The following is a 12587-nucleotide window of genomic DNA, read 5'->3' as shown; positions in this document are numbered from 1 at the left end:
TATTTTTCTACTTTTAAACAGTTCGATTTAATGGGAAGCTTACAGTTAAAGCCTACTTCTTCGGCAATTCCAGAAAGATTATACAATTCAATTTTTTCATTATCCAACAGTCGAATGGCTTCGTTTACTCTAAACTCATTGACAAATTGATTAAAATTTTTCTTTCCAACGGCATTTATCGAAAACGAAACGTCCTTGTAAGAAATCTGCATCAAGTTGGCAATCTTGTAAATACTAAGATCCTTATCTTTATATACTTTGGTTTTATTGAAAAAATCAACAATCTCTTCATATTTTAAAATGGTAGCTGGCTTAACTTCAACGATGTCCGAATCCTTATCTTTTGAGATTTGCTTTACATTTTCATTGCTTTTGCGTTTTTCATCATCTTGATCAAAGATTAAGGACAAGTTTAAATTCTTTTGAGTCAATCCATAAAAGCTAATCCAATAAACGGTGATTCCTGCAATTGGAACTGCTATATAATTAAGGATTTGCTCAAGACCATTTTCTTTCAGGAAAAACAGCATAAAAGCTATTAGTCCAAATTGTATAATGAGAACAACACCAGCTGTTGAAATCCATCGCAAACTTTTCCTAACCTCAACAGTATAAATGTTAACAATATCATTTCGGTACTTCTTGATTAGCAGGATAGCTTTTACACTGAAAAATACGGTGAACAGGTTTAAAACAACGTCGTAAGTAAAAAGATTCCAAGACTTGTATTTGCCCAACACGAACTCGAAATAAAAATTAGGATCCGCGTAAAAATAAAGTTGAAAAAAAAACTCAAAAACACCCGGAACAAACAAAAAGTAATCCTCTTTTCTTAAAATCCCTAGAACACTTTTAGTGTACATGTAAAAAAGCGGGCCAATAAAGAAATAAAAATTAACATGAAGCATGAAATACTTAGCGAAGACAAAGCTAAAAAGAGGAAACATGTAAGTAATTAAAAAACAGCCCAGAATAACTAAAGATTGGTTTCTTTTTGGACTGAAAATAAAAACAAAAAACGATATAGTAGATTGTAAGACTATAACTTGAATTAGCGTCTGTAAAAGTTCGTTCATACCCGTAATTAAAATTCTTCTTATTCGGATTAGTTTATAAATGTGTCTAATGGTAACATTCAAAACTATTTAATCTGAGTCAAGTAATTTAATGACGCAGTTTTGTAAAAGTAAAGCAATAAAAATGAAGTGCAAGCTCCTTGAAAAAAGGGCAGTGATTTTTATCGAAGCAATTTTTAACCAAACTCATTATTCGAACGTAAAAAAGGAATCCCTTTGAAATCAGAGTTAATCGCTCGGATTACCAAAATTCTCTGAATGAAAGTGCACAAGTGTCTTTTACCGACAAATACAAGAGGAAGGGCTCCGATTCCTGTAAACAATGAGTTCAAAAATCCTAATTCTGTACTTTTTTCGTGATTTCAAACGAAAAAAAGACATGAATACTCATTTAATTTTGGGCAGCAATGTTTCGCCTATTGCTGTTAGCAGTCAAAAAAGTAAGTTCTGAATTGTCGTTTTTATCATTACATCAATAAAAAGAAGAGGAATTATGTCGGAGAATGTTCTTTGTAAATCAATTTCACTTCTAAGCACATTTTCCAACGAAGAGCGGAGCATTTACAAGCAGGCAAAAAGTAGAACATAGAGTTGCATTCACTCAGTATAAATTTTCCGAGAAACAACTAAATCAAACAGTACAAACAAAAATCCGTGTTTTAAAACCAATTTTTATCTTATGAAAAAAATTACCTTCATTATTGCTTTTCTCGTGCTCGGAGCATTTGAAAGCTATTCGCAATGTATTCGGCCAATTCAGTATCCATCAAATACCATTGTGTCAAATAATTCAGGGTTTCCACAAATCATTGCAAGTGATTCATATACAAAGGAATATTCCCAGATATCGGGTTTAACACAAGGAGCGAATTATTTATTTACATGTGATTTAGGCGGAGTGAATAAACATATTACCGTAACAGATTGGTCGAACAATGTAATCGCTTTTGGAGATTCTCCGTTAACGGTTGAAGCAATTACCGCAACACAGGTAAGATTGCATTATGCTGACAATGCCGCCTGTGGTTCTACCAGCGCGAGTCATCTTACCACAATAATGGCCGTGCTTGATTGTTCGCCACCAATAAACCTTACCGCAACTAATATTTCTGCAACAAGTGCTACCCTATCATGGGAACCTTTGGGCGAGGAAACAACTTGGGAAGTATATGTAGTTACTTCAGGAACTCCTGGACCAACAGCGAATACTGTAGGACAAGCTTTCGTTAACAATCCTTCTTATAATGAAGCGATTTTAACGCCTGATACTTCTTATAAATTTTATGTGAGAACCATATGTGGCGCAGAGACTAGCCCGTGGAATGGCCCTTTCAACTTTGCAAGCGCTTGCGAACCCGTTGAGGCATTTTCAGAGAACTTTGACGGTGTTGATGCTTTCACACTTCCTGCTTGCTGGACTCAAGTCAAAAATGGAACCGGATCTTCAGATTTTTCTTACACTGCTGTTGCTAATTGGAATGCACAATCGGCGCCTAATAGCATCTTAATGTATAATGATTCTGATGGAAGTGCGGCAAACCTATTTTTGGTAGCTCCAGAAGTAACAAATCTGGGCGCTGGAACACATCGATTGAAGTTTTTTGCAAAATCTGATTTTGGTATTGTAAATATGCAGTTTGGGACGGTGAGTAGCAATACTCCCGATGCGACATTTACGCTAGTATCGGCGATAGATCTTACTTCTACTTATACGGAGTACATTATTGACTACACCGTTTACAATGGAACGGATAATTTTATTGCCATACGTCATAATGGCCCTCAGTTTTCCTTCGTCTTCTTTGACGACTTTCGTTGGGAGTTAGCTCCTTTATGTTCTGATGTTTCTGACATCACTATAAACAATGTTACCGATACTGAAGCCTCTATTACATGGGATTCTAATGGCACTGAAAGCCAATGGGATGTGGTTTTTGGCGGAAGTGATGCAACGGATCCAGCCGCTTTAACGCCTATTACTCCAGCGCCAACCGGAACTCCACAAGCAATTTTAGGAGGCCTAACAGCAAGTACTACTTATAAAGTATGGGTTCGCTCTGTGTGTGGCGACAACTTAGGAGCGTGGATTGGACCCGTAACTTTCCAAACAACTTGTACACCCGTTGCAGAAATTATAGAAAATTTTGACACGTATTCTAATTTTGAAATGCCCGATTGTTGGACTCAGGTACTAAATGGTCCGGGTGTTTCTCAATTTGCGTATGCTCAGGTTACCTTGGGAAATTCCTTTTCACCATCAAGTGTTATACAACTTTACAATTTTAACTCACCTACTACGGCAAATATCATGGCAGTAACCCCGCCACTAAATAATATTGGAGCAGGAACGCATCGCTTAAAATTTTATGCAAAAAGTAGTTTAGCTTTAGGAAGCTTGCAAGTAGGAACTATTAATAGTGCCACTGCCCAAGGGACGTTTACTCCAGTAGCTACACTTCCATTAACCAGTACACACAATGAATTTATCGTAGAATTTACAGATACAACTATTACAGACAAGTATATTGCTTTTCGTTTTAATTCACCGGGAACATTTAATTCTATTTTTATAGATGATGTGCGTTGGGAAGCAATTCCAAATTGTGAGGATGTTACAGGTCTTGCCGTAACAGATGTTGACGTAAATACGGCTGCTATTGCTTGGGAAGCTGGCGGGTCTGAAACTGAGTGGGATGTTGTAGTTGGTGAAAATACTGTTACAAATCCCAATACATTAACTCCAGTCGTTCCTTCTACAACTGGTACACCTACAACTATCTTGGAGGGGTTAACTGCAAATACCGTATATAAAGTGTGGGTGCGCTCGGTGTGTGGCGATAACAATGGTGCTTGGATTGGACCTATTTCTTTCAGAACGTCCTGCCCAGCAACTGATACAATTAATGAAAATTTTGATTCACTTCCTGCCGGTGGTATCCCCAACTGTTGGACAGGTATTTTAAGCCCGGGTACTTCGCAACTTGCCTATGTCAAGGCTGAGACCTTTAACTTCAATTCACCTTCACGCGCTATGGGATTATATGATTTTGACTCGCCAGCTTCGGCAAATATCATATTGGCTTCTCCTAAGCTTAACAATTTATCACTGGGTACTTACCGCTTGATATTCTTTGCAAGAAGTGGTGGTGCTACGGGTAGTGTACAAGTTGGTACTGTTAATAACACCCTTTCTGACGCTGTTTTTACTGAAATAGAAACGATTGAAATCACCAATACTTACTCAGAGTATGCTGTGAATTTTAGCCCTTCTACCGACACCTTTATAGCTTTTAGACATAACACAACAGGGGCGTTTAATATTGTCTTCATTGACGATGTTCGTTGGGAACCTGCTCCACTTTGTGCAGACGTTACTAACGTTAATGTAGTTGATATTACTACTGACTCAGCTACTATTACTTGGGAATCTCAAGGCAATGAAACCAACTGGCAAGTTGTTTTTGGAGGCATCGATGATACTGATCCGAATACACTCACTCCAAGCCCAGTACTTACAACACTAGACTATACGATAAATGAGTTAACAGAAAATACAGAATATAATGTTTGGGTACGCTCGGTTTGTGGTGAGCTAAATGGTAACGGTAATTGGATCGGACCGTTTACATTCTTCACTACATGCAACACTACCAATGTGCCTTACATTCAAAATTTTGAAACTGCCAACATTCCTGATATACCGAACTGCTCAGTTATTCAAAATGCAGGTACTGGTAATGACTGGATAACTTCTACTCTAACACTTTATGGCTTTAATAGTAAAGTACTACAATATCCTTTCAATGCACTAAATACTGCAAATGCTTGGTACTTTACACAAGGTGTTAATTTGACAGAAGGAACGACATACAAAATCTCCTATCTTTATGGGAGTAACACAAGTTTTTTTGTAGAAAAAATGAAAGTGCTTTATGGACTAAGTCCTATTGCAGAAGAAATGACCCAGCAGTTAGCTGATCATACTTTTTTATTTAACGTGGCTCAAATTAACGAAGAAACCTTTACTCCTGCGGCAAGTGGTGTTTATTACTTTGGTTTTAATGCCTATTCGTCGGCAAATCAAAACAACATCTATCTTGACAATATTTCGATAGATATCGCATTGCCAAATGATAGTTTTACAGATTCAGACTTCAACTTTTATCCAAACCCAGTGAAAGATGTATTGAATTTATCGTACAACCAAACGATAAAAAATATTGAAGTATTTAACTTTTTAGGTCAGCGAGTACATGAATATACAGTTAATTCAAATAACGCTCAAATAGACATGTCTAAATTGCCTACCGGAAGCTACCTGCTAAAAGTGGCTTCTGAAGACCAACTGAAGACCATAAAAATTGTTAAGCAATAAATAGTTTTAGCTTGCTTACAAATTACCTACGCAAGTAATTTGAGTGCTCTGAAAATTGCTTCTTGTTACAGATTACAGTGAAAAAGGGTGAAAACACTTGCGTTTTCACCCTTTTTTCTTGCCAACGATAACAAAAAATTAAATCAAGTACTTGGTACTACTGAAACCTGACCAACTGAATTGATCGAAGTATGGGGAAAGTAGAACTGTCGGCTTGGTCTAATTCGAACCATTCATAAATCAAATTCATGTTTTCCAATTTAAAGTGAATGGGCTTTCCCGACTTTGCGCCAACTTCGAATTTTCATACAACTCCCAACCAATACGACGTCTGCAAACGCACTCACGCCTAGCCCCGACTGCAGCGGCAGCCCGTAGAAAAAACAGCTTGACGAAAGCGCGGCTGTGGTGGCGACCCCAGAAGCCCACCGCAGCGCGACTGCAGGCAGCTGGTTTTTTGAGGACTACAGCGGAAGGCGGGAATAGCTACAAAAAATGATTCACATGAATTCGAAATGAAAAACGAAGTCAGATGTCAATCTCGTTGTTGGTGGAGTGGTGTATACTCTTAGGAACACTTCGGTTTCTCAAAAAACACCGTCGAAAGCGCTTGTTTAATTGACTAGCTTTATAAAATTGCAATCAAGAATTTTCCATGTATTACCTAGAAACATAGTTTGAAATGATCTCACAAAGATTTTTATGTCGAACTCACGTTGTTTAGTAACTTTGCCAAAAATACCCGCAATGGTTACGATTGGAAATATCCAACTTCCCGACTTTCCGCTTTTGCTTGCTCCGATGGAGGATGTAAGTGATCCGCCGTTTCGCAGGCTTTGCAAAGCGCACGGTGCCGATTTAATGTATTCGGAATTTATTTCCAGCGAAGGACTCATTCGAAATGCAATTAAGAGCCGTCAGAAACTCGATATTTTTGATTACGAGCGTCCGGTTGGAATCCAAATTTTTGGCGGCGACGAAGAGGCCATGGGTATGTCGTCGGAAATTGTTAGCGCGGTAAATCCGGATTTAATTGACATAAATTTTGGCTGTCCGGTAAAGAAAGTGGTTTGCAAAGGAGCCGGCGCCGGTGTTTTAAAAGACGTTGATTTAATGGTGCGTTTAACCAAAGCCGTTATCAAAGGAACGCATTTGCCCGTAACGGTTAAAACCCGTTTGGGTTGGGATGAAAACAGCATTAACATTGATGAAGTTGCCGAGCGTTTGCAAGACGTAGGCATTCAAGCGCTGTCGATTCATGCCCGAACACGAGCACAGATGTACAAGGGTGAAGCCGACTGGTCGCATATTGCACGCGTAAAAAACAACCCGAGAATTACGATTCCGATTTTTGGAAATGGAGATATTGATTCGCCCGAAAAAGCAGTGGAATACAAAAACCGCTACGGCGTTGATGGCGTTATGATTGGCCGTGCGGCGATTGGCTATCCGTGGATTTTCAACGAAATCAAGCATTACATGAAAACCGGCGAACGCCGTGCAGAGCCTAGCTTTTCGGATCGTGTCGAAGCTGCCGAAAACCATCTGAAATGGGCCATGGAATGGAAAGGCGAGCGTTTGGGAATTGTTGAAACGCGACGCCATTACACCAATTATTTTAAAGGTATTCACGGATTTAAAGAATACCGCCAACGTTTAGTTACCACCGACGACGCTGCGGGTTTAACCGATTTGTTTCTCGAAATCCGCGATAAATTTGCTGTTGTCGATACGTTTTAAGTACGCGTATTTGCGCACTTTGCCCGCAATAACGACTGCAACGGAAACCAAAACGCTCGAAAAAACTTAGAAACACGGAAGAAAAAAAGCGACCCTAGAAGCTTTTTGGCGACCAGTGTTTGTGTTTTTTTCGAGCGTTTTGTTGCAGTGAAAGGCGTGACGGTGCGGCAGATGAATTTCCACTAAACATTTGCCGCAGCGGATTGCCCAAATAAGTAAAAAATCCCTTAAAATAAAAAAGGTGAAACTTGCGCTTCACCCTTTTTGCCCCAAATCTACCATAAATTTAACCTACTAACTTTATGGAGATGTAAAAGTATTAGCGCGCCGCTGCCTTACCAAGAATTTTAGATAAAATGCTGAGATAGTCGTTAAAATGCTGTTTTTAACAAATTGTTTAATAGGCGCGTGCGTCTTTACCTTCGTAATAATTCATAAAAGCCCGATTAACCACCCGATTTCCGCCCGGAGTTGGATAATCGCCAGTGAAATACCAATCGCCCAAGTTTTTCGGACATGCCTGATGCAAATTCGAAACACTTTGGAAAATGATATACACTTTCGCTTGGATATCGGCCGGAGTGAGTAACTCGGCGATTTTTGCCGAAATTTCTTCGTCGGTAAACGGTTCGTAAATGGCATTCACAGCGTTGATAATCTGATCGTCTTTTCGGTTTTCTTGTTCCTTGCAACGCGCGTAAACCTCATCGATAATATGTGTCAAACCGCGTTCTTTCAACAACGCAACTGCCGCGGTAAAGGCAATCAAACCTTCGAGTTTTGCCATATCAATTCCGTAGCAATCGGGAAAGCGAATTTGTGGCGCCGATGAAACCACGACAATCGTCTTCGGATTTAAACGATCCAGCATTTTAAGAATAGATTGCTTTAGCGTGGTACCACGAACAATGCTGTCGTCGATAATTACCAAATGATCTGTCGGTTTTACCACGCCATAAGTCACGTCGTACACGTGCGCCACAAGATCATCGCGACTGCTGTCTTCAGTAATAAATGTGCGCAGTTTTGCGTCTTTAATGGCAATTTTCTCGGTTCTAATTTTTCGCGACAAAATTTCGTGTAATTGCTCTTTTGTTAGTGTTTTGCGACGTTGTAAAATTTCGTCGTTTTTATGTTGGTTTAGATATTCGTGCGCGGCTTCGACCATTCCAAAAAAGGAAACTTCGGCGGTATTCGGAATGTACGAGAAAACGGCGTTCTCGGTATCGTTTTCAATAGCTTCTAACACTTTTGGAAACAGCAATTTACCGAGTTCTTTGCGTTCGCTGTAGATTTCGGCGTCGCTGCCACGGGAAAAATAGATACGCTCAAACGAACAGGCTTTTTTGACTACCGGCGTAATGATTTCGGAAACCGAAGTTTGTCCGAATTTTTTGATAATCAGTGCATATCCCGGCGCTAATTCCTGAACCGATTCGAACGAAACGTTGAAAACCGTTTGAATAACCGGACGTTCTGAGGCAACGACAACAATTTCATCGTCTTCGTAGAAGTAGGCTGGGCGAATTCCGGCTGGATCGCGGAATACAAATGCATCGCCGTGACCAAACAAACCCGCCATGGCGTAGCCGCCGTCCCAACCTTTGGATGCGCGTTTTAAAATTCGGGTAATGTCGAGTTTTTCGGCAATTACGGGTGAAGCTTCGCGTTTAGACAAGCCGTTTTGCTTACATTCTTGATATAAATCGGTAACGGCATCGTCGAGAAAGTGACCGATTTTTTCCATGACCGTAACGGTATCGGCTAGTTCTTTCGGATGTTGTCCCAATTCGACTAACGATTCAAATAGTTCGGTTACGTTAGTCATGTTAAAGTTTCCGGCAACGATGAGATTTCGGTGCATCCAGTTGTTTTGTCGAAGGAATGGGTGTACGCTTTCGATACTGTTTTTACCGAAGGTTCCGTAACGAACGTGACCAAGGAAAAGCTCGCCGATGTAGGGCAAGTTGTTCTTCTGCCAGCGAACGTCGTCGGTGCGTTCCGGATGCAAACTCATTTCGGCATTGATGCGCGTATTGATTTGCGAGAAAACGTCTTGAATAGGTTGTGCTGCATTGGAACGAACGCGCGAAATGTAGCGTTCACCTGGTTTCATGTCGAATTTTATGGAAGCAAAACCGGCGCCGTCTTGACCGCGGTTGTGTTGCTTTTCCATTAGCAGATACATTTTTTGGATGCCGTAAAAAGCACTGCCGTATTTTTCTTTGTAAAACGAAAGCGGCTTCTTGAGTCGGAGAAGTGCAATACCGCATTCGTGTTTTAAAGTGTCGCTCATTGTAGTTGTTGTGTTGCTAAAGCGGAACTTCTTTAAGAATTACCCGCCAAATTACTGTTTGATTATTTTATGAGAACTAATTCCTGATTCGGTTTCAATAGTTAAAAAATAAATTCCCGTTTTTAGATTAGTAAGATTTACTGTTTTTTCAAATTGTGTGTCGAGAATTCGTCCATTTACATCAGAAATGTTAACCTTTTTCAAGAGGTTAGCGCTTTCGATTTGAACTTCATTTTGTGTTGGATTCGGATATAGCGCTACTTTTTCATAACTTAAATCTGTATTTGAAAGGATAGCTGAGTTTAGTTTTGCTACAAAGGCATCGAGATAGTTATCTTCGGAAGTATTGTTCATCGTGAAGCTGTCGAAAGTACAGGGAGCGGAATTGAAATAACCTGCGGCGTATATGTTGGCATTTGTATCAATAGCAAAACCTAAGGAATCGTCGGAGCCCATTCCGCCTGCCGATTTTGCCCAAAGAAACTGACCCGAAGTATCCACATTTGCAATGAAAATATCGCCGGTCGGTACCGTTGTACTGCTGTTTGTATTGGTTACGGTAAAATCTCCGAATGTTTTTGTGGGTTCAAAAAAATTACCGGCTAGGTAAAGTGTAGCTCCGTCGGTAAGAACTGTACCTGGAGAATTTATATTCGGAACCAATCCAATAAATTGTAAGTTTAAATCAAGTTTAAGTAAGCCGCCTGTCGAAGTCGTTGTGGAATAATCTACTCCATCAAACGAATAAGTAGCAGAATTGGAAATTTGAAATAAATTAATATTAAAAGGGACAAATAATTCGTTTTGGACTTTAACCACACCACCGAATAAATCATCGACGGTTCCTTGCAATAGCTTTTGTTCTAGGATATTCCCCGCAGGATCAAGTTTTGCAATGAAAGAGTCATATCCTCCTGGAAAGGTATTGGTGTAGGTTGTTGATCCTAAGGTAAAAGTCTCCGAAGAAAAACCTCCTGTTAAATAAAAGTTTCCTAAATCATCAAAAACGAGGCCGCTCAAACGACAACCATCGTGGATATTGTCGTTTCCAAATCGCTTGATCCACAATACATTACCGGAAGAGTCAAATTTTGCTAAAAAAGCACCCACGTAGCTATTGGAATCAACAACAATAGATGAACTGCCAACGGTTGTATTATCAGATTCTGAAAACGCTGATACATAAACATTACCTGAATTATCAACTGAAATTGCCGTTGAAGATTCCCGCTCAGCGCCTCCTATTTTCTTTGCCCACAAGACTGTTCCATTGGTGTCGTATTTTACCAAAGCTACATCTGATGGAAGTGGCGGATTTGGTCCCAAAGCTGAACCTAACGTACAGTTTAAAGTGAAATTCCCGAAAGTTACGGTTGGCGATTCAAATCTAATTAAGGCGTACACGTTGTTTTCAGCGTCGGTACTTATAGAAAAAACGACCTCATTGCCTACTCCTCCGCCGTTTCTCATCCACAGAGGCGTTCCAGCTGTATCGTATTTGATGATTGAATAATCTGCAGATCCGTTTGTTGTTACTGGGCCTAGACCGAAATCGGCGGTTTCTGAGATGATGCTACCGCCGGCAAAAACATTTCCGTTAGCATCGGTTGTTACACATGCAAAAGCTTCATTAATAGCACCCGTAGATTGTTTCACCCAATTCCAGGTTGGTGCTTGAGCGAAAAGTAACGACGAACTAATGATTGCTAGTAATGAGCTGATTTTTTTCATAGTTTCTATTTTTAGAGAACAAAAAACCCCGAAAATTCGGGGCGTAGTTTTATTTAGATGTTTGCCATTTCAAACTGAGTTAATGCTTTAAAACGTTGCAATCTTTCTTTCACTTCATGCGTTTGTAAGTTTTCCATACGCTGGGTTCCAAATTTCTCGACGCAAAACGAGGCTAAATTTGAGCCATGAATAATCGCTTGTTTGAGATTTTCGAAGGTAATATCGCCCGATTGTGCAATAAATCCTGAGAAACCACCTGCGAACGTATCGCCTGCGCCAGTTGGATCGAAAACTTCTTCGAGCGGTAGCGCAGGTGCGAAGAAAATTTCACTTCCGTGGAAGAGTAAGGCACCGTGCTCTCCTTTTTTGATTACCACATATTTTGGTCCCATTTCGTGGATTTTAGCAGCCGCTTTAACTAGCGAATATTCGCCAGAAAGCTGACGTGCTTCTTCGTCGTTTATTGTAATTACATCCACGCGTTTGATGACGTCGAGCAGTTCCGGAAGCGCGCAATCCATCCAGAAATTCATGGTGTCGAGAACTACTAACTTAGGTTTTGCTGTTAGTTGATTAAGCACCGATGTTTGCACTAAAGGATGCAAGTTTCCGAGCATAACCACCGCTGCATCCTTGTAATTTTCTGGAACAATTGGGTTAAAATCGGCTAATACATTGAGCTCGGTTACGAGTGTATCGCGCGAGTTTAAATCGTTGTGGTATTTACCTGCCCAAAAGAACGTTTTTCCGTTTGGAACAATTTCGATACCGTCGATATTTACATTTCTATCGCGAAGTAATTGCAGATATTCGTCTGGGAAATCGTTTCCAACTACGGAAACCACCGCTGAATCGACTTTAAAATTTGCGGCAGAAAGTGCGATGTAGGTTGCTGCTCCGCCGAGTATTTTGTCGGTTTTTCCGAATGGCGTTTCTATAGCGTCGAACGCTACGGTTCCAACAATAAGTAGTTTATTCATCTGATGTAAAAAAGAAGTGCAAAGATAGCCTAAGTTTTACAAGCTGGCAAGCACTTAGGTAGGAAGCTACTTGTAAACCATTAAGCGTGTAAAGCTCGTTTAAAAGTTGCTTTTTTTTAACGCTAAATGTGAATATAGTTAACATTTTACAAAAGGGTTTTTTAACCTCAAAGAGCGCGGAGATCTATAGAGAAAAAGCTGCGCTTTTGCAGAAAGTCCTTCTCTACCGCAAAGGACGCAGGGGAAACTGCGCTTTTGCAAAGGTCCTTTTCAACCGCAAAGGACGCAGAGTTTTAAGTAAAGGGCTGCGTTTTTGCAGAAAGTCTTTTTCAACCGCAAAGGACGCAGAGTTTTAAATAAAGAATGCATAGAAAACTGCGCTTTTGCAG

The 12587-nt window shown here is 40.1% G+C and carries 5 protein-coding genes and 1 pseudogene; 2 read left to right on the top strand and 4 right to left on the bottom strand.

Annotated elements, in window-relative coordinates; translation table 11 throughout:
- Positions 1-590 (bottom strand): annotated as a pseudogene (locus tag CHX27_RS01820) (hypothetical protein); the annotation flags it as partial.
- Between the two features lie 1165 nt (positions 591-1755).
- Here CHX27_RS01820 and CHX27_RS01815 point away from each other — a divergent pair.
- Both CHX27_RS01815 and dusB read left to right on the top strand, forming a co-directional pair.
- Entirely contained in the window at positions 1756-5451 is a 3696-nt protein-coding gene (locus CHX27_RS01815) for a fibronectin type III domain-containing protein (RefSeq protein WP_094485062.1), read from the top strand.
- 747 nt (positions 5452-6198) lie between these two features.
- A complete protein-coding gene (dusB, locus tag CHX27_RS01810) occupies positions 6199-7191 on the top strand; it encodes a tRNA dihydrouridine synthase DusB (RefSeq protein WP_094485061.1) in 993 nt (330 codons plus the stop codon).
- 397 nt (positions 7192-7588) lie between these two features.
- Here dusB and CHX27_RS01805 read toward each other — a convergent pair whose 3' ends face one another.
- From CHX27_RS01805 to CHX27_RS01795, 3 genes are read right to left on the bottom strand one after another with little or no spacing between them, the layout of a single operon-like run.
- A complete protein-coding gene (locus CHX27_RS01805) occupies positions 7589-9487 on the bottom strand; it encodes an amidophosphoribosyltransferase (RefSeq protein WP_094485060.1) in 1899 nt (632 codons plus the stop codon).
- Positions 9488-9538: 51 nt separating this feature from the next.
- On the bottom strand, positions 9539-11218 hold the full coding sequence (locus CHX27_RS01800) for a T9SS type A sorting domain-containing protein (protein ID WP_094485059.1): 1680 nt from the start codon (positions 11216-11218) through the stop codon (positions 9539-9541).
- Between the two features lie 53 nt (positions 11219-11271).
- The gene (locus tag CHX27_RS01795; protein ID WP_094485058.1) at positions 11272-12198 is read right to left on the bottom strand and encodes a PfkB family carbohydrate kinase; all 927 of its coding nucleotides are present in this window, start codon (positions 12196-12198) and stop codon (positions 11272-11274) included.
- Positions 12199-12587 lie beyond the last annotated feature (389 nt).

The sequence above is a fragment of the Flavobacterium aurantiibacter genome (assembly GCF_002251775.1).
GTDB classification, from domain to species: Bacteria; Bacteroidota; Bacteroidia; order Flavobacteriales; family Flavobacteriaceae; genus Flavobacterium; species Flavobacterium aurantiibacter.
The sequence above is the reverse complement of the archived record's forward strand: the minus strand, read 5'-3'. Positions and strand labels throughout refer to the sequence as shown.